The 26,076-nt window shown below is 70.2% G+C and carries 19 protein-coding genes; 6 read left to right on the top strand and 13 right to left on the bottom strand.

All coding sequences use genetic code 11. From position 1 onward, the window contains the following. Positions 1-269 precede the first annotated feature (269 nt). Complete coding sequence (locus tag OV090_RS37505) at positions 270-1,445, top strand: GNAT family N-acetyltransferase (protein WP_267709532.1); 1,176 nt, start codon at positions 270-272, stop codon at positions 1,443-1,445. A 199-nt stretch (positions 1,446-1,644) separates the two neighbouring features. On the opposite strand, the gene OV090_RS37500 is transcribed toward OV090_RS37505, so the two are convergent. The 5 genes from OV090_RS37500 to OV090_RS37480 all read right to left on the bottom strand — a co-directional run bounded on the left by OV090_RS37500 (position 1,645) and on the right by OV090_RS37480 (position 7,848). Next, positions 1,645-3,951, bottom strand: coding sequence for an ATP-binding protein (locus OV090_RS37500; protein ID WP_267709531.1), 2,307 nt, complete (start codon positions 3,949-3,951; stop codon positions 1,645-1,647). 519 nt (positions 3,952-4,470) lie between these two features. Continuing rightward, a complete protein-coding gene (locus OV090_RS37495) occupies positions 4,471-4,764 on the bottom strand; it encodes a hypothetical protein (RefSeq protein WP_267709530.1) in 294 nt (97 codons plus the stop codon). Next, the gene (locus OV090_RS37490) at positions 4,761-5,882 is read right to left on the bottom strand and encodes a serine hydrolase (RefSeq protein ID WP_267709529.1); all 1,122 of its coding nucleotides are present in this window, start codon (positions 5,880-5,882) and stop codon (positions 4,761-4,763) included. Before OV090_RS37490 ends, OV090_RS37495 begins: the two co-directional genes overlap by 4 nt. A gap of 26 nt (positions 5,883-5,908) precedes the next feature. Next, entirely contained in the window at positions 5,909-6,550 is a 642-nt protein-coding gene (locus OV090_RS37485) for a hypothetical protein (protein ID WP_267709528.1), read from the bottom strand. 242 nt (positions 6,551-6,792) lie between these two features. Continuing rightward, entirely contained in the window at positions 6,793-7,848 is a 1,056-nt protein-coding gene (locus tag OV090_RS37480) for a hypothetical protein (RefSeq protein ID WP_267709527.1), read from the bottom strand. Between the two features lie 659 nt (positions 7,849-8,507). On the opposite strand from OV090_RS37480, the gene OV090_RS37475 reads away from it, so the two are divergent. Continuing rightward, the gene (locus OV090_RS37475; protein WP_267709526.1) at positions 8,508-9,026 is read left to right on the top strand and encodes an SIR2 family protein; all 519 of its coding nucleotides are present in this window, start codon (positions 8,508-8,510) and stop codon (positions 9,024-9,026) included. A 121-nt stretch (positions 9,027-9,147) separates the two neighbouring features. Here OV090_RS37475 and hflX read toward each other — a convergent pair whose 3' ends face one another. Both hflX and OV090_RS37465 read right to left on the bottom strand, forming a co-directional pair. Next, complete coding sequence (gene hflX / locus OV090_RS37470; protein ID WP_267709525.1) at positions 9,148-11,319, bottom strand: GTPase HflX; 2,172 nt, start codon at positions 11,317-11,319, stop codon at positions 9,148-9,150. Between the two features lie 587 nt (positions 11,320-11,906). Beyond that, entirely contained in the window at positions 11,907-13,028 is a 1,122-nt protein-coding gene (locus OV090_RS37465; RefSeq protein ID WP_267709524.1) for a 3-oxoacyl-[acyl-carrier-protein] synthase III C-terminal domain-containing protein, read from the bottom strand. Between the two features lie 501 nt (positions 13,029-13,529). On the opposite strand from OV090_RS37465, the gene OV090_RS37460 reads away from it, so the two are divergent. After that, entirely contained in the window at positions 13,530-14,933 is a 1,404-nt protein-coding gene (locus OV090_RS37460) for a hypothetical protein (protein WP_267709523.1), read from the top strand. Continuing rightward, a complete protein-coding gene (locus OV090_RS37455; protein ID WP_267709522.1) occupies positions 14,933-15,130 on the top strand; it encodes a hypothetical protein in 198 nt (65 codons plus the stop codon). The genes OV090_RS37460 and OV090_RS37455 overlap by 1 nt, the downstream gene beginning before the upstream one ends. 60 nt (positions 15,131-15,190) lie before the next feature. Here OV090_RS37455 and OV090_RS37450 read toward each other — a convergent pair whose 3' ends face one another. The 6 genes from OV090_RS37450 to OV090_RS37425 all read right to left on the bottom strand — a co-directional run bounded on the left by OV090_RS37450 (position 15,191) and on the right by OV090_RS37425 (position 23,264). Continuing rightward, positions 15,191-16,843, bottom strand: coding sequence for an MFS transporter (locus tag OV090_RS37450; protein ID WP_267709521.1), 1,653 nt, complete (start codon positions 16,841-16,843; stop codon positions 15,191-15,193). A gap of 168 nt (positions 16,844-17,011) precedes the next feature. Then, positions 17,012-19,153: a hypothetical protein gene (locus OV090_RS37445; protein ID WP_267709520.1), complete on the bottom strand. Its 2,142-nt coding sequence runs from the start codon at positions 19,151-19,153 to the stop codon at positions 17,012-17,014. A gap of 237 nt (positions 19,154-19,390) precedes the next feature. Beyond that, positions 19,391-19,864, bottom strand: a complete 474-nt coding sequence (locus tag OV090_RS37440; RefSeq protein ID WP_267709519.1) for a hypothetical protein — start codon at positions 19,862-19,864, stop codon at positions 19,391-19,393. A 96-nt stretch (positions 19,865-19,960) separates the two neighbouring features. Continuing rightward, the gene (locus OV090_RS37435) at positions 19,961-20,887 is read right to left on the bottom strand and encodes a DUF808 domain-containing protein (protein ID WP_267709518.1); all 927 of its coding nucleotides are present in this window, start codon (positions 20,885-20,887) and stop codon (positions 19,961-19,963) included. Positions 20,888-21,066: 179 nt separating this feature from the next. After that, positions 21,067-21,726, bottom strand: coding sequence for a glutathione S-transferase family protein (locus tag OV090_RS37430; protein WP_267709517.1), 660 nt, complete (start codon positions 21,724-21,726; stop codon positions 21,067-21,069). A 107-nt stretch (positions 21,727-21,833) separates the two neighbouring features. Further along, positions 21,834-23,264 (bottom strand): hypothetical protein, encoded by a 1,431-nt coding sequence (locus tag OV090_RS37425; RefSeq protein ID WP_267709516.1) that lies wholly within the window; start codon positions 23,262-23,264, stop codon positions 21,834-21,836. Positions 23,265-23,634: 370 nt separating this feature from the next. Here OV090_RS37425 and OV090_RS37420 point away from each other — a divergent pair, with 370 nt between their 5' ends. After that, the gene (locus OV090_RS37420; protein WP_267709515.1) at positions 23,635-24,978 is read left to right on the top strand and encodes a PQQ-binding-like beta-propeller repeat protein; all 1,344 of its coding nucleotides are present in this window, start codon (positions 23,635-23,637) and stop codon (positions 24,976-24,978) included. 166 nt (positions 24,979-25,144) lie between these two features. Next, positions 25,145-25,993, top strand: a complete 849-nt coding sequence (locus OV090_RS37415; RefSeq protein WP_267709514.1) for a hypothetical protein — start codon at positions 25,145-25,147, stop codon at positions 25,991-25,993. Positions 25,994-26,076 lie beyond the last annotated feature (83 nt).

Here is a 26,076-nt window from a genome sequence, read left to right as displayed (position 1 = left end):
GCACGGCGCGAAGGAAACATCTTCCGGGCCCGGCGCGACCATGGGGCGAGCCTCGCCTTGCTGTGGCCCAGACCATTTGCGGCTGGGATTGGAACACTGTCACGAATCGGTGATTTGGGTGACAAGGCTGCGAGATGGCCGCAGGTCGAATACCACAGCGTCAGCACGTGTCCCAAAGACCAGAACGGCATCATGGTCGTCGAGCGCCCCGGACTCGCAAGGCCCTCGCTATTTCGCGCCATCTCCGGTCCCTCGAGGTATGCTGCGGCATGCACGAGCGCGCCTTGACCGACTTCCGCGCGGGCGACAGATCCGCCGTCGTCCGCAACCTCGCGCTCGCGTTCGGGGCCACGCACGAGTCCATCGAGAGCTGGATGGAGTTCGCCGGCTTCGACAACCTCCGCGTCCTCCGCGACGGCGAGCGCCCGGCCGCGTGCCTGTTGCAGATCGCCATGGGTCAGTACTTCGGCGGCGTCAGCGTCCCCATGCTCGGCGTCGCCGGCGTCGCCGTCGCCCCCGAAGATCGCGGCCGCGGCCACGCCAGGGCGTTGATGCACGCCTTCGTCCCCGAGGCCGCCGCCGCCGGCTGGCCGCTCGCCGGCCTGTACGCCTCGACCCATACCCTCTACCGCGGCGTCGGCTTCGAGCACGCCGGCTATCGCTTCCGCCACACCATCCCGTTCGCCCAGCTCGCCGCCCGCGAGACCCGCGGCCGCGTCGTCCCCCTCGCCGACGACGACCGCCCCGAGGTCCGGGCCTGCCACGCTGCCTTCGGCGCGCTGCACGACGGCGCGCTCGACCGCGGGCCGTACATCTGGCATCGCATCCACAAGTTCCGCGGCGTCGAGTACCTCGGCTTCGGTGCGCGCGACGACGACGGCCGGCTCGCCGGATATCTCTACCTCCATCAGTCGCAGCGCTCGCTGGGCGTCTTCGACATCCTCCTGTCCGACCTCGCCTTCACCGAGGCGTGGGCCGGTCGGCGGCTGATCGAGTTCCTCGCCAACTTTGCGATGGCCGGCGTCGACCTCGTGTTCCACGGCGGGCCGACGCACCCGCTGTTCGAGCTGCTGCCGCAGCAACGACAGCGCAGCGAGCTCCTCGACTCGTGGCTGCTGCGGATCGTCGACGTCCCGCGCGCCCTCGCGGCCCGCGGCTACTCGCCCGCGGTGCACGCCGACGTCCACCTCGACGTCGACGATCCGCTCGTGCCCGCCAACCACGGCCGCTTCGTCCTGCGCGTGCAGGGTGGCCAGGCCGTCGTCGAGCCCGGCGGCCGCGGCGACCTGCGCACCACCGCCCGCGGCCTCGCCTGCATGTACAGCGGCTACGCCACCCCCGCCCAGGCGGCCGTCCTCGGCCTCGTGTCCGGCGAACCGGCGGTCCTGCGCGCCGCGGCCGGCGTGTTCGCCGGCGGCACCCCGTGGATGAGCGACATGTTCTGACCCCGCGAACATGTTTTTAAAGGCATGTCCTCGAGAACATATGCCAAAGGACATGCCCTAAAGAGCATGTCCATGAGAAGCAAGTCTTACTGCGCGAGCGTCGCTACGCGGAGGGACCACCACCGACGGCACCGCGGGAGTCGGACCGCTGCCCAGACTCCCCAGCCCACACGAATCCCGCGGGGCTCCGCGCCTCGCTTCACGTCGAGGCCTTGCGAGTCCGCCACGACAGCGAGGCGATGACCGCCAGCAGCTCGAGGGGTTCGACCGGCTTTGCCACGTGGTTATTAAATCCTGCCAGGAGGGCGCGAGTGCGGTCTTCCGAGCGCGCGTAGGCCGTCAGGGCCACCGCGGGGACGTTGCCGCCGGCTTCGCGGGGCAGACTTCGGACCTTCTCGAGCAGCGAATAGCCGTCTTCCCCCGGCATGCCGATGTCGGAGATCAGCACGTCGGGGGGCTCCGATTCGATCCGGCGCAGGGCCTCGGCCGCCGAGGCCGCCAGGAACACCTCCACCCCGCAGCGCCGGAGCAGCATTGCCAGCATCTCTCGGGTGTCGCGCTCGTCGTCCACGATCAGGACCCGGAGTCCCGCGAGCTCGGGCGGACAGTGCAGGTCCTGCTTCGCGGCTTCTTTGCGCAGGGTCTCCGGCGCCTCGATCTCGCGGCGGAGCGTGACCGCCAGCGGGATCCGCACCGTGAAGCTGGCGCCGCGATCTTCGCCCTCGCTGAAGACGCCGACGGTCCCGCCGTGCATCTCGACGAGCTGGCGGACGATCGACAGGCCGAGGCCGAGCCCGCCGTGGCGTCGCGTGGTCGCCCCGTCGGCCTGGCGGAAGCGCTCGAACACGTGCGGCTGAAACTCGGGGGCGATGCCCTTGCCGGTGTCGGCCACCACGATCTCCACCGACGAGTCGCGCCGCTCGACCAGCACCTGCACCCGGCCCGCGCGCGGCGTGAACTTCACCGCGTTGCTCAGCAAGTTCCACACCACCTGCTGCAGCCGCTGCGGGTCGCCCATCACCGTCGCCCCGGAGGCGAGCGTGGCCTGCAGGCGCACGCCTCGGGCCTCCGCGGCCGGGCGCACGGTCTCGAGCGCGGCCTCGACGATCTCGCGGATGTTGACGGTCTGGACCTCGAGGCGCAGCTTGCCGGCGAGGATGCTGCTCACGTCGAGGAGGTCCTCGATGAGCTGGGCCTGGGCCCGGGCGTTGCGCTCGATGGTGTCGATCGCGTGGCGTCGCTGCTCGGCCGACAATCCGTCGAGTTGCAGCATCTGCGCCCAGCCGAGGATCGAGGTCAGCGGGGTGCGCAATTCGTGGCTCACCGTGGCCAGGAATTCGTCGCGCAGCCGGGTCGCCGTCTCGGCCTCGCGCCGCGCCGCGCTCTCGAGCGCGAACAGCTCGGCGCGGTGCGCCTCGATGCGCTTGCGCTCGCTTACGTCCTTGAACACGAGCGCCACCTGGCGCAGCTCCGCGGGGCCGGCCCGGGTGGCGTAGACCTCGAACCAGCGATTCATGGCGGGCGCGTGGTTCTCGAATTTGGCGGTCTCGCCGGTCTCGGCGACGCGGCCGTAGAGGCGGAACCATGAGTCGTCGAGGCCGGGCACCACCTCGCGCGCGGTCTTTCCGATCACCCCGGTCAGGCCGGTGTGCGTCTCGAAGGCCGAGTTGGCCTCGAGGAACCGATAATCGACGGTCTCGCCATTGGCGTCGACGATCATCTGCAGCAGGCAGTAGCCGTCGTCGATCGAGGCGAACAGCCGGCGGTAGCGCTCCTCCGAGGCGCGCAGGGCGGCCTCGGCCAGCTCGCCGCGCTGGTTGAGGAGCCGGACCTGCGTGACCTCTTGCCCCTGCACGAGGATCCCGGTCACCTGACCGTGCGGGTCGCGGATCGGCTGATAGATGAAGTCGAGGTACGCCTCGGACGAGTCCTCGTCCGGGCTCGGCTGCAGGACCACCTTGCGCTGCGTGCCGATGTACGGCTCGCCGCTGTCGTAGACGTGCTCGAGCAGCTCGAAGTAGCCCTGCCCCTCGAGCTCGGGCAGCGCCTCGCGGACCGTCTTGCCTACGACCTGGCGGTGGCCGACGAGCTGGTGGTAGGCGGCGTTGGCCACCTCGAACACCATCTCGGGCCCGCGGAGAAACGCGACGAACCCGGGCGCTTGCTCGAACAGCTCGAGCGGCCGGCGAGAGTCGGCCCGGAACCGCTCGGCGACCGCGCCGGCGCTGCAGGCCGCGCTCCAGCGGGCGAGGACCGCCAGGTCCCGGACGTCCTGCGGCGCCGCGCCCGGCAGCTCCATCACCGCGTCGACGAGGGCGCCGATCTCCTGCACCTCGTCGGGCAGGCTCGACTCCTGCGAATCCCCCGAGCCCCGCAAAGCCTGGCACAGCGTGTCCAGGTGCTGCGGGACGTGCTCGGCGCGTATGCCGCGCGCTGCGAGGTGCTGTTCGCACGCGGCCAGTACGCGGTCCTTCTGTCGCTCGATGAGCTCTGCCAGAGCACTCATGCTTCCCACTCCCTGTCGGTGGCTGGGGTTTCGGCTAGGGGGTCGTTCGCTGCTATCGAGAAATGGCGCAGAAGACATCCCCTGTAATCTTTCGGGCGAGCGGGGCGCAGATTCCGCGCCCCATCCTGACGCGTCGTACGTGATGGCGTGGTTGCGTCGCAGGGCGGGCTCGGCGATGGGCGCACGAGGGGATCCACCTCCTCTTCGCCCCAATCACACGAGGACGTCGTGCTCCGCAGCACCGACCCGATTGCTCACGGAGCGACGGATCGGAGCGCCGGCACGAGCCTCGGGAGAAGCCTCATCATTCGCGGCGGGCGGAGCGCCAGCGATCGCCCGCCGCGCCGCCCAGCTTCGGGGAGATCTGGCTCTTCGGACAGCCACTGCGATCGCTGGCCGCGCTCGCCAGAGGCTGTCCACCCCCGCGCGGGGAATCATGACACCTGTCCGGAAGCTGCGTCCGGCGGACCTCGATCGTCACGCTCGACCGGCGAGGCGACTCGGCGCATTCGCCCGCGATCAATCGTGGACGCAGCCGTGGCGGCCGTCGAAGCGGGCGTCGGCGGCCCAGAAGCCGAGCGCGACCGCGTGGACGCGCTTGTTCTGGCGGTCGATGGTGGCCTTGGCGACGTTCGGGGACACGCGGGTCCAGGCGGCGCACTCCTGCTCGGTCAGCTCCATCACGAACAGGCAGGAGCACATCTCCTTGGCCTTCTGGCGCACGGCGAGCTCGGCGTCGTTGTTGTCGTAGGCCTCGGCGTTGCACGCGGCGAGGGCGAGGGCGACGAGGACGGGCAGGGCGCGGCGGGTCACGGCGAGTCCTCCGCGGCGAGGGTGAGGGCGAGCTCGAGGTAGCGGTTCTGGTCGAAGCCCGATTCGCGGTCGTCGGCGGTGCGCACGAGGACGAGGTCGGCCGAGGGGACGACGAAGATGGTCTGCCCCCAGTGGCCGAGCCCGGCGAAGGTGTCGGGCGGCGCGGCGGGCCAGCGGCGCTCGTGCGCGAGGTCGGGGACCGGCAGGTTGAGCCACCAGTGACGGCCGGGCACTGCGTCGCCGTCGCGCAGGAAATGTTCGTAGGAATTGCCCATCTGAAACGACGGGTTGGGCTGCGTGCTGGCGGCGACCCAGCCCTCGGGGACGATCTGCTGGCCGTCCCAGCAGCCGTCGCGCAGGAACAGGTAGCCGAAGCGGGCCAGGTCGCGCGGGGTCGCGTAGACGTAGGACGAGCCGACGTAGGTGCCGACCTGGTCGCGCTCGAACATCGCGCTCTGCATGCCGATCGGGTCGAAGATGAACTCCCACGGGTAATCGTCGGCGAGGTCGGAGCCGAGGGCGCTGGCGAGCACCGCGGACAGCAGCACGGTGTCGCCGGAGCTGTAGCGATAGATGGTGCCGGGGGCCTCGGCGAGGCCCTGCGCGGCGACGAATGCGGCCATGTCGCCGGAGCCGATGCCGTACAGCATGGCGATCACCGAGGACAGATAATAGGGATCGTCCTCGTAGCCCTCGTTCCAGTCGATGCCCGAACCCCAGTCGAGCAGGTCGCCGACGGTGATGTCGCACAGCTCGCCGTCGGCGTCGTAATGATCGCAGATCGAGTCGTCGACGGTGAGGGCGCCGCGGCCGACGCCGACGCCGACCATGGCGTTGAGGAAGCTCTTGGACACCGACCAGGCGAGGTGGCGGTTGTGCTGCGCGTAGCCGCGGGCGTAGCGCTCGTAGATGACGCGGCCGCGGTGGACGATGACGACGCCGTCGGTGCGGATGCCCTCGCGGTCCTCGTCGCGGCCGGTGAGCGTGAACAGATATTCGTCGGCGGCTGCGACGGTCGGGCCCTCGGCGAGCGCCTCGGGCCAGTCGGCCGCGGGCCAGGTGACGCCGGCCGGACAGGCCGCGGCGGCCTCGCGGGCGCCGAGGAGGGAGGCGACCATGCAACAGGACAGGACCAGCCGCTGCATCAGAACTTGAACTCCAGGACCGGTACGATCACCGTGGTCGCAGTGGCCGCCGTGGCGGCGCGCGGCCGGCGGGTCAGCTCGGCGGTCATCGTCGCCAGGCCGCTGTTGAGGAACGCCTCGCCGAGCACGATCGCGGTGGCGTGGCCGAGGTTGCGAAAGTCGGCGCCGCCGACCACCGCGCCGATGAAGATGCCGAGGTGTGAGACCTGATTGACGAGGAAGCCCGGCCAGAAGCGATCGCGGCCCGGGGCGATCGAGCGCCCGACCGCCCACTGCACGGTGTAGTTGAGGATCGGCGGCAGGAAGGCGCCGAGCACGAGGGCGCCGACCGCGGGGCCGAGGCCGTGGCCGGTCTCGCCGACGCGCGTGGCGACCCAGTAGGTGGCAGGCTGGATGAGGATCGTGCTGAACACGCCGGCGCTGAAGTGCGAGAAGACGAAGTTGCCGTCGGTCGGGCCACGCTCGCGGCGACGCCGTTCGCGGGCGGTGGGCGCGGGGGCGGGGGCGGGCTCGCAAGAGGCCGGAGCGGGGGTGGCGACGGTGGTCGGCGGCAACACGGGGGTCGCCGGCTCGCGCAGCTCGCCGGCGCACGCGACGAGGGCGAGGCTGACGGCGAGGAGAGTGGGACGGTGCCCCTGCATGCGCCCAGGGTACCGCAGGCGGCGGCGCGCTAGAAGGACCGGCGGGCCGGGCCGGGACGGCTCCCGTGAGGCGCTGGCGACTGCACGGTGGGCCGCGGCGTGGACGCTCAGGGCGAGCCCGGGGTCCGGCCGGCAGAGCACGATCGCCGGGTCAGCAGAAGGGGAGCGTCGCCGGGTCCGCCGCGGCCGTGTGCAGCCGGAAAAATGACAGCAGGCGAATGCCCGCAGGCGCCGCGGAGCGATCAGATGCCCGTGAAATAGTGGAACTCGATCGTGTCGGCGAGCAGGCGCGGGACCAGGATGCGATTGTTGGCCGAGTCGAATTCGATGTCGGCCGGCGAGCTGATGCCCTCGATGACTGTCTCGAGGTCGCGCTGGATGATGTCGGATCTGTAGTAGACCGCCTCGGCGTCCCAGCTCGACACCAGCCAGCCGAAGCCGGTTCCGACGATGCCGTCGAGCCCGCCCGTCGGCAGCAGGGTGAAGTCGTACGGCATCGGGTCCACGAGCCCGATGCGCCACACGGTCTGACCGTCGTACCCGACGACCATCACGACCTCGCCGTCGATATACAGGCCGTTGGGGCCGGCGAGCTGATCATCGGAGATCAGCAGCGAGACGGCGTCCAGCGGGTCGATCTTGTGGATCGACTGGGTATTGGTGTCGCTGACGTAGACGTTGCCGTCGGCGTCGGGCGAGAGGTCGTTGAGGAACGACGCGCCCTCGACCTCGATGTCGCCGAGGTGCTCGCCGGTGACGCGGTCGAACTTGCGGACGACCGTGATGTCGGCGACGTAGAGGATGTCTTCGACGATCGCCATGCCCTTGGGGGCGTCGAGCGTGAAGTCGCCGGCCTCGCCGGAGATCCACTGCAGCTCCTCGATCGTGCCGTCGGGGAGCACGCGGCTGATGAAGCCGTTGTCGTCGACCGCGTCCGGGTTGCCGCCGATGTTGCTCACGAGGTAGACGCCGTCGACCGGGTCGATCAGGATCGACTCCGGGTGGCTGAAGCCCTCGACGACGATCGGCGCGTTCTCGTCGCCGGTCGTCTCGTCCGTGGTCGTCGTGGTGGTGTCGGGCTCGCCGGTGGTCGTGGTGCTGGTGCCGGGCTCGCCGGTGGTCGTGCCGGTGGTCGTCGGACCCGTGGTCGGCGCGGCGGTCGTCGGCTCGCCGGTCGTGGTGCCGGTCGAGGTGTCGTCGGTCGTCGCCGCGTCGGTGGTCGTGTCGCCGCCGTCGTCGCCACAGGCGGAGAGCGCGAGCGCGAGCGAGAGCGAGGTCAGGGCGAAAGTGAAGCGCATGACCCGAGCTTGTAACACAGGCCCCGCGGCGCCTGAATCGACGCTGGCTCGCGGTCGAGGTGCGCGGACGAGCCGGTAGCGGCTTGTGTTTCGTGCTCTGGGGAGAGGCCGCATTCCTTTGGGCGACGAGGCGCGCGGCGCTGGGATGTGTCGGTCAGAGCCCCCGCGGAAAATCGTCGGCCGATGGATCGAGCAGTCGTGGCTGATCCAGAGGTCCTCGAGGTCGAGCGCGGACGGATCCATGAAACGCGGTTCGCGGTCAGGCGCACCTGGCGCCCGGCACGATGCGCGAGGGTCGTCCCTGCATGCGGAAGGGCTGCGGCGCGGCGTGTCCGTCGGCGTTTGCTCGCGGGCCAACCTGCGCCATTCCGCCACTGGCGGCAGCCTCCGCGACCCTCACCCTCGCGCGTGCCTCGCAACCATCGCGCAGTAGGCCATCCGCCTCGACGCATCCCGCTCGAGGCTCCCTCGGGGGTGGCGAGAATTCTTGCTGCATCAGTTCGATCCGGACATCGCCGAGATCGATCGGAGCACTCTGGCGTGGGCCGAATCGATCTGGTCGCTCGGCAGCAACGTGGTCGTGACTACGAATTACGACCGGGTGCCCGCCGGCCTGCGAGTACTGGCCGACGGGAGTACCCGCAGATTATCTCGCCGCGTTGGCGGGCAGGACCGAGAAGCCGGCCGTCTGGCACCTTCATGGCATGATCCAGCAGCTCGACTCGATCATCCTGACGTCCGAGGATTACGATCGCCTGTACTCGGCCTCGCTGCAGAGGCGGTTCTCGGCGGCCCTGGCGACCCTGCGCAGCTTCCTCGCGCACAAGAGCTTCGCGTTCTTCGGCTTCGGCTTCATGGACGAGCGTCTTCTCGCGGAGCTGCTCGCGGTGGTCGACGACTGTCGAGGCAGCACGGGCCCTCACTATGCGTTCGTGCACCGCGACGAGTGCGAGCGGCTGTCGCCGCGAGTCGCCGAGCTGAACCTCGAATTGGTGACCTTCGACGAGTTCGGCCCGCCGCTCGTCCAGCTCGTCCGCGAGCTCGGCGACGCACGCACGCGCTGCTTCCCGCGACTGACGAGCTCGCTGAACATGCAAGCTCCGTCGCCGCCGCCGGGGGCTGGCGAGTTCGGCCCGACCAGGGTCGGGGGCGGCGAATGCTTCACCGAGCGGGGCTGAGGTAATTCCCGGTTGAACGGAACTACCCTTCCGCGACGGCGCAGAAGAGTCGAAGCCGCCGACCTGACCTGTCTCGAGCGCCAGGTCGGCGACAGCGTCGTCGGCACGACACTCGCCGCGCTTACGCGGCGGTCTCGGCAGTGACCGCCGCGAGCTGTCCGCGCGCGTGCTCGAGCACCGTCGGATTGTCGGTGCGGAGCGCCCACTCGGCGATGAGCATCGGGAAGGCGGCCCAGCGCTCCGCGGCGTGATCGACCAGGCGCGGCCACGTCGTCCCGCCCGCTTGCGCGAAGCGTTCGACCAGCTGCGCGAGGGCCGGCCGCCCGAAGCACCCGCAGAACAGCGCCAGGTCGATCGAGGGGTCGGTCACCCGAGCCTCCGTCCAGTCGAGGATCCCGACCAGTCGCCCGTCTGCCCCGAGGAGCATGTGGCCCGGGTGCAGGTCCCCGTGCACCAGCGCCACGTGCTGCGGCCACATCGCGTCGTCGGCCAGCCAGCGCTGCCAGCGCTGCCACACCGCCTCCGAGGGCTGCAGCGCCTCGCGGGTCGCGTCCATCGACCGCGACAGCGCCGCGCGCACCTCCGCGATCGTCGACGTCGGCACGCCCGCGCGGCTCGCAGCTTCCGGCGTGATCGACTGCAACGCCGCGAGCGCGTGCGCGAACGACTCGATGAACGCCTCGGACGGCGCCGCCGGATCGAGGATGTTCCACTGCGGGCCCTCCGGCGTCATCGTCACCGCCGGGGTGCCGGAGATCCGCGGGTACGCGATCACGTCGGGTGCATGCACCCGCCATTCGGGAGCGGCCACCGGCAGGCGCGGGCGCACCAGCCGGAGCACCCGCGCCTCGACGTAGGCCGACGCAGTCACGTCGGGGCGACGCGGCGTCCGCACGATCCACGGCGTCCCCGCCTCGTCGCGCGCATGCACGACGAGGAAATCGAGCCCCGTGCGATCGAAGTCGGCGTCCTCGGCCTGCAGCTCGAGCCCGTGCCGGCAGATGACCGCGAGCAGCTCCGCCGGGCTCGTGATCGGCCGCACCGTCGACAGCAGGCCGCGCCAGCGCTCGAGCGCCGCCGGCAGCGCGCGCACGCGGAGCAGCGCCCCGGCCTCGGTGTACGTCTCCGCGAGCACGTGAGCGTGCGCGCGGATCTCCCCGAGCAGGTGCCCCTCCGTGAACGGCACCTCGAGCACGTCGTCGACCTGCGACGCGTCGAACGCCTCGATCAGCGCCGCGCGCAGGCGTGCGACGTCTTCCGGCGCGTGCGCGCAGATCTGCAGCGCCGCCGGCAGCTCCTCGGCCAGCGCCGCACGGGTCGCCGCGTCGACCCGGTCGATCTTGTTGAGGAGCACCCGAGAGGGCACCGCGCCCGCGCCGATGGTCGCCAGCGCCTCGCGGGTCACCGCGAGCTGCGTGCGCCACTGCGGGTCCGACGCGTCGACGACGACGAGCAGGAGCCCGGCGTCGCGCGCCTCGGCGAGGGTCGCGTGGAACGACGCGACGAGCTCGTGCGGCAATTCGCGGATGAAGCCGACGGTGTCCGACACCAGGATCCGCGGGGCGGTCTCCGGCGACAGCGCCCGCACGGTGGTGTCGAGGGTGGCGAACAGCCGGTCCTCGACCAGCACTTCGCTCCCCGTCAGCGCGCGCATCAGCGACGACTTGCCCGCGTTGGTGTAGCCGACCAGGGCCGCGCGAGGCAGGTCCTTGCGGCGCGCTCGCTGCGTCTCCTCGGCGGCGCGCAGGCCCGCGAGCTCCCGGCGCAGGCCGGCGATACGTTCGCGCAGCTCCTGCTTCTTCAGGGTGACGTTGCTGTGACCGCGCTCGCCACGGCCGCCGCCGCCGCCTTCGCGCCCGCCGAGCGACCTGTCCTCGCGGACACGCGGGAGCGCGTGGGTGAGCGCGGCGATCTCGACCTCGAGCCGCGCGACCCGGGTCCGCGCGTGTTTCTCGAAGATCCGGAGGATCACGCTGGCGCGGTCGATCACCTCGACGTCCGCGAGCGCGTCCTCGAGGGCGCGGAGCTGGACGGGGCTCAGCGCGTCGTCGACGACGAGGAGGAGCTTCTCCTCCTCTTGGGCGTCGCCGCGGAGCTCTGCGACGCGCGCCGCGATCTCGGCGAGCTTGCCCTCGCCGAGGGTAGGATCGGCGCTCCGGTGGCGCTGGATCAGGGTGGCGACGACGCGGACCTCGAGCTGGGCGAGCAGGTTCTCGAGCTCCTCGAGGGCCGTGTGCACGGATGCGTCGGTGTCGCCAGGGAACTGCCGGCCGAGCACGAGGGCCCGCGGCATGGAGCGCACGGTGGAAGGATGCCTGGAATGTTTGGTCATACGATGGACTCCTCCGCTCGCGGCCCGTAGGCCCGAGCGAGCTGGGAAGCCCGTGCGCGCGGCTCATGTGCCCGGCGCGGCGAGACGACGTCTCGACGCGGCTGCGTCTTTCGGCGGCATGAGACGCCGCGCCCGGGCATTCCGTGGGACTGAAGGGACGGAAATGCGGGCACGGCACCGCAGCACTCGCACTCGCGACCTACGCGCCGGATCGACCGGAGCACGCGATCTGCGGGCGGTACTGCGAAGCTCAGCGCAGGCGAATGAACGCGAACATGTCGCCGACAGAATGACATCACCAGGCCCGCTCGCGCAAGCCCCAATTTCGCGCGAGGGGCGGCGACTGGCGGGGCACGCTGCCCGGACCGGGATGCTCGTCGCCGAATTGCGTCAACGCATGCGGTCCGGCATCGACGCTCTCTCAGCGGCCTGAGCCCGGGCGGACCGTCTGGCGGCATCACCTGAACCAAGGGTCAGGCTTCTCACCGCATGCCGCCGCGTCGCAGCCTTGGTCCGCGACCGCGACGCGGGTGAGCCGTGGTCGCGGCTCACCAGCGGAGCAGCATGTGGCCGATCGTGATGCCCGGGCCGACGGTGATCATCAGGCCGAGGTCGCCGGGGCGCGGCGTGTGCTGCCGCTGCGTCCGGTCCAAGACATACAGGCTCGTCGCGGTCCCCATGTTGCCGTGCTGGGCCAGGACGTCCCAGCTCGCCGACAGCTGCTCGCGCGTGAGCCCGAGCGAGCGCTGCGCCGCCTCGAGGATGCCCGGCCCGCCGGGATGCACGAGCCAGTGGCGGATCGCGGCCGGGCGCAGGCCTTGCTGCGCGAGGAAGCTGTCGGTGACGCCGCCCAGTTGCGCGTCGACGATGCTCGGCAGCTCGCGCGTCATGAACATGCTGCTCTCGTCGCCCGCCACCTTGATGTGGACCTTGTCGAGGCTCCCGGGGACCTGATGGACGCGAGTAGCGAGCACGGCGGGGCCGCCGGCGCCCGGTCCGGCCGACAGGAGCACCGCGGCGCAGCCGTCGGCGAACAGGGCCGAGCCGACGATCTTGGTCCGCTCGTCCGCGCGTACCGCGGTCAAGAGGCCGCTCGAGCACTCGGCCGCGACGACCAGCACCTGCCGCAGCGGGTCGGCTGCGAGCGCCTGCGCGGCGAGCCGGAGCAGCGGGACCGAGCTGACGCAGCCGACGCCGACGATATGATATTTGTCCGTGTCGGGGCGCAGACCGTAGCGCTCGACGAGGCGATGCGCGAGCGAGGGGCCGCCGAGCGACCAGAGCGTCGAGGATATGACCGTGCCGATCCGCGACGGATCGATCCCGAGCTGGTCGATGGCCTCGCTCGCCATGATGAGCAGTTGCTCCTCCGTGTGCTCGGTGCGCTGCTGCAGCGTGGTCTTCGACAGCTCCGGCGTCAGGGCGAGCCGGCGCGAGCGGACGCCCGAGCGCGCGAACAACGACTCGGCGAACGCGTCGCCCGCGAGCCCAAACAGCGCGAGTGCGTCGTCCTGCGACAATACGCGGCCCGGTCGCGCGACCGCGAGGCCGCCGATACGCGGCTGCACCGGCCACGGCATCGGGCTGAAGCTCGCCGCCGGAAGATTGCCGGGTTCGGACGCCGCCTCCGCGGCCGGATGCGTGGAATCGAAGTATAGAGATTCGGACATGGTCAAGGCCTCCGTCCTCTCGACCGAGGACATTCGCGTCATCATGGGTGACGGCGCTTGGTTCGCCGAGCCGGAGCGCGCGCGGGACGCGGTCGACTCGTCTCGGTAAGTGCCCACCGCCCCGCAAACAATTGCGGACATATTTCATCTCGGCCCGTGGGCGATACCGGGGCGGTGTCGTGTGCATATTGAGGCGAGGCGTTCGAGCGCAAGCGCGGTCAAGTCGACGTCAAGGCGGCTCGCAATCGCTCGGCATCACCGGATCGATCATGTCCCGTCGTTGACGCCACCACCCCTGCGTGTTACCAGCGCTGCCGCGAGCGAACACGACTCATGTCGACAAAATTCTCGTTGGAGGTCGCCGAGGTAGATTCCGAAAGATCGTCGGTGACCTTCAAGATCAAGAGCACGGACGGCGTCCGGCGAATGGCGGTCTCGCGATTCTTCGTCCTGAGGACCCTGGCGTGGAGTCGCCGCGGTGACTTCGCCATATGTCGGGCCTTGAAGCCGCTGCTGGCGCCGCTGTCTCTGCACGAACAAGGGGAGTACCTCCTGGATCTGCAGAACGTCGACAAGTTCATCGCCAGGACGCGCATCACCGCGATCGAGAATTACATCGACTGGGAGAACATCGATCACGACGCCGCCCTCGAGAAGATGATCGCGGCGATGAAGCTCCCGACCTCCTATCACCTGGAGGTCTTTTTCAGCGATCCCGCGCACCTCGCCCGCATCAAGGTCGGCGACCAGCTGAAGTCGGAGCAGGTCGACGGGTGGCTCAAGGCCGACCCCGGCAATATCTACACGTTCAAGCGCGACGACGAGCATTGGTATCTCCACAAGCTGCTGGCCACGTACAACGAGAGCGGTGAAAATGTCATCGCGTGGACGAACGCCCACGACAGCGTCCTCGACCGGACGAACGGCATTCTCCCCTGGCGAGAGGGCGACCGCTGGGGCGCCGTCGACCGCGACGGTGCCATGTGCGTCCGCTTCATGTACGAGGACGTCGACTTCCAGAACGGCGGCCTCGTCTTCAAGCGGGATGATCGCTGGATCGCCGTCGCAGACGCGCAGCGCGACGGCCGCCCCGATCCTGCTGCTTCGTCCGCATTCTCCGATTCCGAACGGCAGGTCGAGGCGCGGGCCGACCTCGATGTCGGCTTGCTGCGCCAGAAGACCGGCGATCCGGCGGCCGTGACGCGCGCGAGCGAGGATCTGCGCGCCGCGCAGGTCGACACCTACGGCCTGACGCTCGCGCAGCTGCTTCGTTGCTGGATCCGCGTGTTCTCCATGCGTCCGGACATTCACGTCCTGCACGACAATGTCGGCTCCCCCGTCTCCGCGGCCGCTCTCGCCGCGCTTGCCAGCCGGCTCCCCGCGCATGCGCACGCGCTCGCCGCCGAGGCCGGCCCGATGCACTTCGGCTGGGTCTTCAAGGACATGCTGGCCGAGGTCGGCAGCAGCGGTGCGGGCAACCACGGGGGCCGGCTCAACCTGCTCGGCTTCGAGGCGTTCCGCTGGCATGCGTCCGACGCCGACGAGTTCGTGGCGATGTTCGACGACCTGCAGGCGGAGGGCAGCACGTTCCTGATCCAGGAACCCGGCACGTCGTCGGACAGGGCCGAGGTCGTGTTCGTCGACCGCGGCGAGCGGCGCTCCTTCGGCACCGTCGCGCACTACATCACGCGGGGGGCCGAATCCGCGTTCGTGTGGTACTGGCCCAAGCGAGGCTACTGGGAGGCGGAGGGGCTCGTCGCGCGCCTCGCCGCGGCATCGCTCCCGCGCTCGACGCCCGCCGACGAAGTCGTGGCGGGCCTGTGCGCTCGCGGTCTCAGCCGGCTCGAGGCGCAGGCGGTCCAGCGATGGCTCGGCGCCGACGCGGTCCTCCTGCTGCACGCCTGATGGCCCAGGTCGAACTGCGCATGTCTCATGGGACATGTGCTCCGGCGCAGCGGATCGAGCGTGTCACGCTGCCGGCGGCGATGAGCGAGCTGCGGCTGTCGGTCGCGCTGCGGCTGCACATCACGCAATCGGCGATGAGCCGCAACCTCGCGCAGCTGCCCGAGCTGCTAAGCTCATCCGCGGCCAGGCGGGCATGACGCATACCCAGTCGTCGCTTGTCGCATCACACGCTCGCGGCCCGCTTCGGCAGCCGTCATTTACAGCACCTTCGATGCCGCGTCGCGATCGGCGTCGATGTCGGCGCCGCGTGTCTCGGGGAGCAGCAGGGTGCCGACGACGACCGTGAGCACCGCGAAGAAGAGTGGGTACCAGAGGCCTGCGTACGGGTCGCCGGTGGCAGCCACCAGGGCGAAGGCCATCGGCGGCAGCAGGCCGCCGATCCAGCCGTTGCCGGCGTGGTAGGGGATCGACATCGCGGTGTAGCGGATGCGCGCCGGGAACAGCTCGACCAATGTCGCTGCCACCGGGGCGTAGGTCATCGCCGAGAGGATGCTCAATACCAACAGCAGCAGGACCAGGACCGGCCTGTTTTGCGTCTTCGGGTCGGCTTCGGAGGGGTAGCCCGCGTCGCGCAAGCTGGCGACGACCTGCGCGTCGAAGCGGGCGATCGCGGCCTCGCGCGCCGCCTCGTCCATGCCGTCGCCCTCGAAGGCCGGGAGCTCGAGGCCGCCGATGCGCACCACTGCCACGCTCCCGGGCGCCGCCGGCACGTTCGTGTAGCTCGCAGCGTTGCGCGCCAGGACGCTCTTGGCGATGTCGCACGAGCTGATGAAGTCGGCCTCGCCGATCGGGTTGAACTGGAAGGCGCAGCGCGCCGGGTCGGCGACCAATTCCACCGGCGCCGAATGGCGCGCTGCTTCCAGCGCCGGGTTGGCGTGGTGCGTGATCGCCTTGAAGATCGGCAGGTACAGCAGCGCCGCGAGCAGACAGCCGCCGACGATCAGGGGCTTGCGCCCGATGCGATCGGATACGCGGCCGAACAGCACGTAGAACGGCGCGGACACGGCCACCGCCACGCCGACCAGGAGGTTCGCGGTTAGGCCGTCGACCTTGAGGGTCTGGGTGAGGAAGTACAGGGTGTAGAACTGGCCCGTGTACCAGAGAGTGGCCTGTCCGGCGATGATCCCGAACAAGGCGGCGAGGCCGAGCTTGAGGTAGCGCCACTGCCCGTAAGCCTCGCGCAAGGGCGCCTTGGACAGCCGACCCTCGGCTTGCATGCGCCGGAACACCGGCGATTCGTCCAGCGACAGCCGGACCCAAATCGACACCGCCAGGAGCAGCGCCGACAGCAGGAACGGGACGCGCCAGCCCCACTCGGCGAAGGCGTCCTCGCCCACGGAGGCGCGAGTGGCGACGATCATGCCGAGCGACAACAGCAGGCCGCCAGCCGCCATGGTCTGGATCCACCCGGTGTGTTCGCCGCGGCGGTCCGCCGGGGCGTGCTCGGCGACGTAGATCGCCGCTCCGCCGTATTCGCCGCCCAGCGCCAGGCCCTGCAGCAGGCGCAGAAAAATCAGCAACACGGGGGCGGCCAGGCCGATCTGCTCGTACGAGGGCAGGCAGCCGACCAACACGGTGGCGAGGCCCATGGTGACGATGGTGATCAGGAAGGTGCGCTTGCGGCCCGAACGATCGCCCAGGCGCCCGAACACCATCGCCCCGAAGGGGCGCACGATGAAGCCGGCCGAGAAGGCGAGCAGGGCGAAGATCAGCGCGGCGGTGTCGTTGACCGCCGAGAAGAAGTGCTTGCTGGTGACCGCCGCCAGCGCGCCGTACAGGAAGAAGTCGTACCACTCGAACAGCGTGCCGAGCGAGGAGGCGATGACGACTTTGCGTTCGGCCGGCTTCATGGGTGGGCAGGACGACAGTCCGCCAGGTGCGGTCGCCATGGTACTCGATGCCGACGTCGAGACGTAGCTGGACGCGCGGCGGCCAGGCCGAGCCCGAAGGTGCCTCTCGTCGCGCGAGCGCGCCGGCGAGCGGTGCCAGGCCAGGCCCCGCACGGCCCGGTCGTCGGATCAGGGGAGCTGCGGCAGATTGGCGGCCAGGAGATCGAGCACGGCGCGCACTTCGGCCTGGGCCGCGCAGTCGACGATCCAGTCGTTGGCGTCGGGTCCGCTGCCGCAGCCGTCGCAATGACTGCGCAGCTGCGCCAGCTTGGCGAGCGCGTTGGTGATCTTGTCCTTGGCCACGTCCTTCTCGACGTTCTTCAGCTGCGAGGAGAAGGCGTTCTGATTGCCGCCCGATTGGAATGAGCCGGGCGGGAGCGCGTCGAGCACGGACTCGATGAACTCGATGTCGGCGCCGTCGATGATCCCGTCGCCATCGCTGTCGGGGTTCAGCGGGTCGGTGCCGTGGGCGACCTCGAAGCCGTCCTCGAGGAGGTCGTCGTCGGTGTCGGGGTTCAACGGGTCGGTGCCGTGGACGTTGACCTCCGCCCCGTCGCCGAGCTCGTCGTCGTCGGTGTCCTCGTCATTCGGGTCGGTATTGTGAATGAAGACCTCGGCGCCGTCCTCGAGGCCGTCGTCGTCGCTGTCGTCGTCCTTCGGATCGGTGCCGTAGGTGAGCAGCTCCTCGCCGTCGCCGAGATCGTCGTCGTCGGTGTCCTCGTCGGTCGGATCGAGGTCGTGGTCCACCTCGAAGCCGTCCTCCAGGCCGTCGTTGTCGGTGTCGGGCTCGAACGGGTTGGTGCCCCAGACGAACACTTCGTCGTAATCATGGAGGCCGTCGTCGTCGGTGTCGGGATCGTTCGGGTCGAGCCCGAGGCTGACCTCCTCGGCGTCGCCCAGGCCGTCGCCGTCGCTGTCCGGGTTGTCGGGGTCGGTGTCGAACACGACCTCCTCGCAGTTGGAGAGGCCGTCGCCGTCGTCGTCGGTCCGCGTGATGGTGACCTGGAATTGCACGTCGATGTGCGTGGAGCTGTCCGTGTAGACGCCCTCGGCGTCGGCCGCGGGGCCGAGGTCGAAGGTCACGCCGGCGAACGCTTCGTCGTCGTCGTTGCCGTGGTCGTCGATCTCGCCGGGGATGCCGTCGTCGCCGGGATCGCCGATGTCGTCGTCGTCCCAGCCCTGCATGGTGAGGGCGAGGTCGTCGGTGGCGTCGACGCAGAGCTTGACGTCCGGCGGCGGCGTGACCGAGACGGGCTCGTCGATGATCTGGCGCGGCGATTGCGAACGGGCCGAGCGCCGGAGGTCGCGCGTGAAGAGGATGGTGCGCAGGTTGATCTCGCCGTCGCCGAAGTCGTCGGTGTCCTCGAGCACGGTGGCGTCGAGGGCGTGGACGGTGATCTCGAGCGCGCCGCCGGGCCTGACCGCGCACGGCGTCCCCTCGGGGTGCGGCGAGCCCGTCTTCGACAACCACAGGCCCATGGCCGTGGCCGGGCCGGCGGCGCCGTACTCGTGGTCCAGGAGGTGAAGGAGGCGACACCACTCGTGCCGGGTCTGGTCGACGGCCAGGCTGCGCGCGGCCTCGTGGCCGGGCCGGCCGGCCTCGTCCTTGCTCATCTCGTCGTGCTCGAAGTGGACGCTGTCGATACACTCGTCGCTGGTCGTGCCGTCGACGACGCCGCTGTAGAGCCCGAACAGGGGCCCGATGTCCGGGTCGGTGACGATCGGGACGAAGCCGGTCCCCGAGGAGGCGGTGAAGCCGTCCGGCAAGGTCTCGCCCTCCATGACGATGACGTCGCTGCGGACGAGCGACCACGGCTCGAGCGGCGACCACTCGCCGGTTCCGCCGTCGAGGATGTCGGTCCGCCCGATCTCGACCCAGTTCGAATGGGAGTAGAAGTCCTGCAGGGTGTGAAGGAGCTGGCCGAATTCGTCCGCGGCGTCGAACGGCGAGGGATCCTCCGGATCGAACTCGGCGATCACGCCGCCCGCGCCGGCGAACATGTCATCGAAGTAGTGATCGTTGATCACGCCGATCGCGTTGGAGAAATTACAGGCGTCGAAGTGGATCTTGTACGAGAGGAGGGTCGTGGTATCGAGGAAGTACTGCTCGTCCCTCATCTCGCTGCGAGCGCCGGGGTTGAGGAAGTCGAGGCCGTCGTCGATGATGTTGCCGTGAATGTCGTAATGGAAGGCGCTGGCGTCGCCGGCCGTCGCGGTACAGACGAGGACGCCGACGACGAGGGCGATCGCGCGAGGGGAATGGGCCGACAAAGGGACTACGGGCGCCCCTGGTCGAGGCGCGCGGAGCGAGAGAGTGCGGGTGATAAGGTGCATGATCGTGCAGTGCCTACCTACGGCTGTGGCCCCCGCGCGCGGATCAATTGGGCCTGACCCCCCGATTTCTCACCGGCGCGAGCGAAACCGGGCGCCTCCGCGCCCGATCCTGCACGACCCGATCACTCCAACGGCGACACCGAAGAGGGTGGTGCCGCAGCCGAGCAGGACCGACTACTTCTTTGCCGCTGGCTTCTTCGCCGCGGGCTTCGCCGATTTCTTCGCGGCGCGCTGCTTCGTCGATACCGCGTCCTTCGCAGGAGCGCGATGGAGCGAGCCGTCGAACGGGTCGGCGCCGACGGCGTCGGGCATCGCGTACAGCGCCTCGAACACCGACAGCAGCTCATTGTACAGGTCGTCGGGGTCGGCGGCCGGATCGTCGGGAGTGATCACGACGCGATGGGTCGCGCGCGCCAGGGCGTCGCGGATGTCCGGCGCCGCGTTCGTGCCGAGCCACTGCGCCTCTTCGGCGACGTAATCGTAGGCCTCGTGCGCGACGCGGACGACCTTGACGCCGCCGAACGAGAGCACGACCTGGCTGCCGCTCGCGGTCCGCGTCGCCAGGGGGAACCGAGTCGTGAGCGCGGTGCCGATCGCGTCGAACGAGGTCGAGGGGGGGAAGTAGACCTGCGTGCCCGAGTAGCTCACGGCGCATGCATACTCACTCTGGCTGGTGCCTACAACCATCGCTCCCAGAGTCGGCGGCAGAACAGGACGGTGCAGGCGGCGTCGCTCAGGTGTGGCTCACGGCTGTCCGCCGGTGGCCTCACGCGGGCCGCGGACGAGCCGCTGGACGCCGGTGACGACTGCGAGCAGGAGCGCACCCGCGAGCAGGCCGACGAGGCCGCTCCACAGGCTGGGAATGACGAACCCCGCGCCCGGGACGGCGGCGGCGAGCCGCTCGCCGAGCGCCTCGGCGCCGGGGATCCCGTGCACGAGGATGCCGCCACCGACGAGGAACATGGCCACGGTGCCGGCGATCGACAGGCCCTTCATCAGGTAGGGCGCGCCGCGCAGGATCAGCTCGCCGAAGCGGCGCGTCGGACCGGTCCGCTTGCTGAGATGCAGGCCGGCGTCGTCGAGCTTGACGATGCCCGCGACCAGGCCGTAGACGCCGATGGTCATGAGCAGGGCGACCGCCACGAGCGTCAGCACGCGGGTGGCGAACGGCGCCGAGGCGACCGCGCCGAGCGAGATCACGATGACCTCGGCCGACAGGATGAAGTCGGTGCGCACGGCCCCGCGGATCTTGTCCCGCTCGAACGCGACCATGTCGACGGCGGGGTCGGCGATCGCCCGCACCAGCGCGGCCTCGCGGCGCGCGTCCGCGGCCGGCGCGAGGTAGCGGTGGGCGAGCTTCTCGCAGCCCTCGTAGCACAGGAAGGCGCCGCCCAGCATCAGCAGCGGCGTGATGGCCCAGCTGGCGACGGCGCTGATCAGCAGGGCGAGCGGCACCAGGATCACCTTGTTGACGAGGGAACCCTTGGCCACCGCCCACACGACCGGCAGCTCCCGCTCGGGGATGACGCCAGCCACCTGCTCGGCGTTGAGGGCCAGGTCGTCGCCGAGCACCCCGGCGGTCTTCTTGGTCGCCACCTTCGTCAGGACGGCGACGTCGTCGAGCAGCGCGGCCAGGTCGTCGAGGAGGGTGAAGAGCGTGGTGCCTGCCATGCGTGGTAGCTCGGGCGAGTCGGACCACCGTACTATGCGGGCCGTGCCCCTGTCGTGAGCGCGGGTTTTTGCGCGTCGACAATCATGAATCCGGGAGCACGTACTGAAGTGCTTGCTTCGGGAATGTCGAGCGAACGACGCCGCGGGCCCGCAGCGGCGGTCGCGGGCCGCGCCGGGCGCTAGCGGATGTCGGCGACGCTCACGCCGACGCGCTCGGCGTAGAGGGCGAGGGTGCGCTGCCAGGCCGGGCGGGCGAAGGCCCGCTCGTAGTAGGCCTCGATCCGCGGATACGGCTCCATCAGATCGGTCTTACGGATGCCGCGCAGGACGCCGGCCATCATGATGTCGGCCGCCGTGAAGTCGTCGCAGGCGATCCACTCGCGGCCTTCGAGGCGGCGCTCGACGTCGGCGAGCCAGCGGCCGGCGATCTTGCGCGCCTCCGTCTTGACGTTGTGAGCGGCCCCGTCGCGGTCGAAGATGTCGATGAAATCGAGGCACACCAGGGTCGGCTCGACGGTGCTGACCGCGGCGAAGCACCACTGGACGACGCGGGTGCGGCCCTGGACGTCGCCCGGGATCAACTTGCCGGCCTTCTCGGCCAGGTAGAGCACCACCGCCGCCGACTCGGCGACGATGAAGCCGTCGTCGTCGATCACCGGCGCCTGGTGGAAGGGGCTGATCCGGCTGAAGGCGTCGCCGTCGAGCTCGCCGCCGGTGTGGTCGAGCGCGTGGACTCGATACTGCAGCCCGGTCTCCTCGAGCGCCCACTGCGCCCGGAGGTCCTTCGTCTCGCCGCGCCCCTCGGGAAAGATGCGTCCGAAGCCATAGAGCGTGATCATGTCGTCCTCCGTTCGGCGGCCGGAGCTGCCGGCCGATGGTGTGCAGAGTGCCACACCATCGGCCGGCGCATCGCGATCGTCTGCTCGCGCTCGGGGCAGCGAGCCCGTCAGTGCGACAGGAGGTTCGTGTTGCCGCTCGCGGGCTCGTAGAGCACGAGGGAGTGGCCGTCCTCGACCGCGACGTAGATCCCCGGCAGGTCCGGGTGCGGCGCGAGCCACGTCAGCCGGGGCGAGGACGTCGCGGGTCCCCGGTAAGCCCAGCGGAGCTTGCGATCGCCGGAGCCGGGGTCGATCTCCGTCATCGCCCGGGTCGCGTCGGCGAAGGAGTCGACGCTGTCGCCCGAGGCGAGCAGCGTGCCGGTGCTCGCGACTGCGAGGTATTGATAGTCGGCGGGCGGCCCCTCGCCGACGTTCTTCGTCTCGCTGGTGACGAGGCGGCGATCGCCGGTAGCGAGGTCGATCTCGTGGATATCGCCCGGCATGCCGAGCGCGAGCAGCTTGTCGGCCTGCAGCACCAGTCCGCGGTAATCACCGCCGACCAGCGGGCCCTCGCCGACCACGCGCTCGGTCGCGGACGAGGTCATCGTCAGGATGCGGCACGAGCCGTCGGGCTGGATGGCGAACACGCCGTTGTCCGGGGCTGGATCGACGTTCTCGTCCTCGCCGGAGGCGATGTACATCGTGCCGTCGGGGCCGACCGCGACCGAGCTGCCGTCGACGCCGTTCGGCGCGAAGGCGATGCCGACATGGACGCACGGCGTGGTCTCGTAGGACCAGAGTCGAGTGCGATCGCCGGAGTCCGGGTCGACCCGGAACAGGCCCGCGTCGGCGTACGCGATCCAAGCGCCGTCGGGGGCGAGGTCGATGTCGAACACCCGCGTGCCGAGGGCCGGGCCGGCGCCGCGCTCGAGATAGCCGACGATCGGGTCCTCGGTGGCGCCCGAGACGAGCGCCCGATCGCCGGTGACGAGGTCGGCCGTCCAGATCGATCCGAGCTCGTCGCCCGGGCGATTGGTCATGGCGCCGAGGATCACCCGGTTGCCGGCGCCGTCGAGGTAGCCGCCGAAGAGGCCGCCGAGGCCGCCGGGGAAGGCCGGGCCCGCGCCGAGCTCGGCGGCGTTGTCGTCGTCGGGGACCCGACAGCGCGGGTCTTCCTCGTTCACCGACGAGCGACAATCGATCGGGAGCGTGCTCTCGACGAGCCTGACGCCGTCGATGTCCTTGCAAGCCTTGCCGCCCTCCGCGAAGCCCCACTCGCACCAGGAGTCGTCGCTGATCGAGACGCCGTCAGGACGGCCCCTGCATGTCCCCGCACACCAGGCGCACTCGAGGCCCGCGTCCCCGCATTCCACGCAGTCGGTGAACGCGGTGCAGGGATCGTCGGGGTCTTGGGGCCCGGTGCTGGCCGTCGTGTCAGCGTCGTCGGCGAAGCCGCCGCAGGCCGCGCCGAGCAGGAACGCGGCGACGAGTGCGAGCGGGCGTCCGCCGTGCGCGGCCGAAGTGGATGTCGTGATCCTCTGTTGCAGTGGTCGAGTCATGTGGAGCTGCCTCGCGAGGCGGCAGCGCGCCTCGTCGCTCGGAGGACCCGGGTCGCAGCCGGATGTCGCAGACAAAATGCACGCGAGTTTTTCGCGCGGAGCCGCGCCCCCTCGAGAGCCCTTCGGCGCCGAGCAGGTCGCAGCGAACCCCGACCCGTCAGCGAGCTCGACGAGCATCCGACGAGCGACAGGAAGCAGACGCGGCAGCTCGAGCGCTCTCAATTGCGAGAGAGCCTGACCGAGCCGCTCACGCTGCCGTGCGGGTCCGATTCCGACACACGGTCAGCGAGGGCGCTCGGGACGGCGTTGCGTTTGCAGGTCCGATCGCCGTCACTGGTCGAGCCACGCCGACCCCGTGCACTCTGCCGTCATGAAGAGCAGAGCTTTGTGCATGATCGCGGGGGCGCTCGTGCTGACTGGCGCGTGCGGCCCCAAGAGCGGCGACGAGAGCGCCAGTGCGAGCGAGTCCGGCGGCGAATCGAGCACCGAGGGCACGGGAGGGTCCGGGACCACGGAGGAGCCCGGACCGACCACGGGCGAGCCGACCACGGGCGAGCCGACCACGGGCGAGTCGACCACCGGTTTGCCAGCGGACTGTCCCGAGGGACAGGAGCACCTCGCGCCGCTGTGGACCGCCGAGTTCGAGCCGTCCCCGATGTCGTTCGGATTCTACAGCGGCATGGGGCCGATCGGGCGCATGGCGGACGGTCGGATCGTCGTGGCTATGAACTTCCAACCCACCCAGGAGCAGAGCGGCCTGGCGCTCCTGCTGTTCGCGCCGGACGGTGCGCTGCTCGGCCCGCAGACGGCCGCGCTGGGCACCTCCCCGGTGGAGGTCCACGTCCTGCGCATCGGCGCGGACGACCAGCCGCTGGTGCTCGCCGAGCACTTCGACACCGGCGACGGGTCCATCCACAAGCTGACGCGCTTCAGCGCCGACATGGAGGTGCTGTCGCAGATCGAGCTGGTCTTCCCGTCGCCCGATGTGCTGGTCAAACCGGTGATGGCCGTGGCCGGCGACGTGCTGGCGGTCGCCGGCCACGACGCGCAGCTGGGCGCGCGGCAGGTCGCGAGGCTCGCGCCCGACACCGGCGCGCCGCTGTGGAAGCGCGAGCTCGCGGGGCCCGGCGACTTGATCCCGCGCCAGATCGCCATCGGGCCGCAGGGCGACGTCGCGGTCGCGGCCCACGCCGACTTCGTCGGCGACGAGGAGGACACCCTGCGGCTGTGGCGCTTCGACGCCGGCGGCGCGCCGATCTGGGACCGCGTGATCACCGTCCCGGTCTACGAGGACATCACCGCGCTGCACTTCGCCCCGGGCGACCAGCTCGTCGTGCTGCGCGGGACCGTCGAGTTCTCGACGCGCGCCGAGCTGCTGTCCGTCGAGGTAGCGACCGGCGAGACCCGCTGGGAGCTGACCGTCGCCGAGCCCGAGGGCGACATGACCGCGTGGGCCCAGGACATGCTGGTCGATGGCGACGGCTTCACGATCCCCGTGTCGCGCAGCAAGTGGCACCACGACATCCAGACGAGCACGCACACGCTCGAGCTGCGGAAAGTGTCGCTCGCCGGCGAGCTGTTGGCCGTCGATCCGCTGCCCGGCGTGTTGGTGCCCGACACGACCTCGTGGGTGCGCAGCCTCCGGGGCCGCTGCGGCGAGCTGATCCTGCTCGAGAGCTTCTCGGATCTGCGGATGTTCGCGTTCGCGCGGTGAGCTGCGGCTTGCTTCACAGCAGCGGCAGGCCGCACGCGTGCTTGCCGATGGAATGGATCGGGCCGGCAATGTCATCGTCGGCGGCACGTGAACGCCACGGAGCACGCCCAACCGCGCCGGCGCCGGCCGATTCCCCGGGTAAAGATTTTGCGTATGCTGACCGCGAATGGCCAAGAGCAAGACGACGAAGCCAAAGACTTCAGGCAAGGCCACGACCCGCAAGGCCGCGGCGAGCAAGGCCACGGCGAGCAAGGCTGCGGAGAGTCCGCCGACGGACGAGGTGCTGAGCGAGATCGAGGACAACCTGATCTCGTACGCCTACGACATGAAATCGCCGGCCACCGACCGTGAGGGCACGGCCTGGCGGAAGGTGGCCTTCTCGGGGCCGCTCAAGATCCTGGCCAAGCTGGTGAAGCACCCCGTGGCGCAGAAGCTGGAGACGCTCACCGTCGTCGACATCGACGAGAAGGCCGACAAGGCCATCCGCGTGCTGGCCGAGGGGCCTCCGCTCGCGGCGTTGCGGGAGCTGCGTCTTGGTTTTCTGCCCGAGGGTCAGGACGAGCTGGTCGGCTTCGAGGAGCGCAACTGCGGCGACCTCACCGCCCTGTCCCGGGCCTGTCCGCAGCTGGAGATTCTGCGGCTGCTCTGCCCTGGATTCGTGATCGGCCATCACCCCACGCTCCGGGTGCTGGACGCGCGCACGGGAGCCCGGCCGTCGTCGGTGGCCTCACTGGCAAAAGCGTCGCTGCCGAGCCTGCAGGAGCTCCACCTGGGCTTCGGCGTCGAAGACGACGAGGCCATGTATGCATCGCTGGTCTGGCCTGCGAAGACGCTCCAGCCGCTGCTCGATGGCGAGGCGCTGCCGACGCTGCGCCGGCTGTGCCTGTGGCCCATGCCGGAGGACGACGGCCTCTTCAAGCTGGCCAAGGCCTCGCCGCTGGGGAAGCGCGTGAAGATCGAGCTGCGCAGCGTCGACGACGACCTCGAGGCCGACACGGACGCTTACACCCTCTGAGCAGGTTCACGGCTCGGCGAGGGCGTAGGCGTCGTGGGAGTCGGCGAGCGCGTCGATCTCGCGCTGGGCGGCCGCGAAAGAGG

Source organism: Nannocystis sp. RBIL2, from assembly GCF_026626745.1.
GTDB lineage: Bacteria > Myxococcota_A > Polyangia > Nannocystales > Nannocystaceae > Nannocystis.
The sequence above is the reverse complement of the archived record's forward strand: the minus strand, read 5'-3'. Positions and strand labels throughout refer to the sequence as shown.

Excerpts from the sequence above, each read along its gene's own strand:
- OV090_RS37505 (WP_267709532.1), top strand. The coding sequence starts at position 270 with ATGCACGAGCGCGCCTTGACCGACTTCCGCGCGGGCGACAGATCCGCC.
- OV090_RS37500 (WP_267709531.1), bottom strand. The coding sequence starts at position 3,951 with ATGAGTGCTCTGGCAGAGCTCATCGAGCGACAGAAGGACCGCGTACTG.
- OV090_RS37490 (WP_267709529.1), bottom strand. The coding sequence starts at position 5,882 with ATGGTCGCCTCCCTCCTCGGCGCCCGCGAGGCCGCCGCGGCCTGTCCG.
- OV090_RS37485 (WP_267709528.1), bottom strand. The coding sequence starts at position 6,550 with ATGCAGGGGCACCGTCCCACTCTCCTCGCCGTCAGCCTCGCCCTCGTC.
- OV090_RS37480 (WP_267709527.1), bottom strand. The coding sequence starts at position 7,848 with ATGCGCTTCACTTTCGCCCTGACCTCGCTCTCGCTCGCGCTCGCGCTC.
- hflX (WP_267709525.1), bottom strand. The coding sequence starts at position 11,319 with ATGCCGCGGGCCCTCGTGCTCGGCCGGCAGTTCCCTGGCGACACCGAC.
- OV090_RS37465 (WP_267709524.1), bottom strand. The coding sequence starts at position 13,028 with ATGTCCGAATCTCTATACTTCGATTCCACGCATCCGGCCGCGGAGGCG.
- OV090_RS37455 (WP_267709522.1), top strand. The coding sequence starts at position 14,933 with ATGGCCCAGGTCGAACTGCGCATGTCTCATGGGACATGTGCTCCGGCG.
- OV090_RS37450 (WP_267709521.1), bottom strand. The coding sequence starts at position 16,843 with ATGAAGCCGGCCGAACGCAAAGTCGTCATCGCCTCCTCGCTCGGCACG.
- OV090_RS37435 (WP_267709518.1), bottom strand. The coding sequence starts at position 20,887 with ATGGCAGGCACCACGCTCTTCACCCTCCTCGACGACCTGGCCGCGCTG.
- OV090_RS37430 (WP_267709517.1), bottom strand. The coding sequence starts at position 21,726 with ATGATCACGCTCTATGGCTTCGGACGCATCTTTCCCGAGGGGCGCGGC.
- OV090_RS37425 (WP_267709516.1), bottom strand. The coding sequence starts at position 23,264 with ATGACTCGACCACTGCAACAGAGGATCACGACATCCACTTCGGCCGCG.
- OV090_RS37420 (WP_267709515.1), top strand. The coding sequence starts at position 23,635 with ATGAAGAGCAGAGCTTTGTGCATGATCGCGGGGGCGCTCGTGCTGACT.
- OV090_RS37415 (WP_267709514.1), top strand. The coding sequence starts at position 25,145 with ATGGCCAAGAGCAAGACGACGAAGCCAAAGACTTCAGGCAAGGCCACG.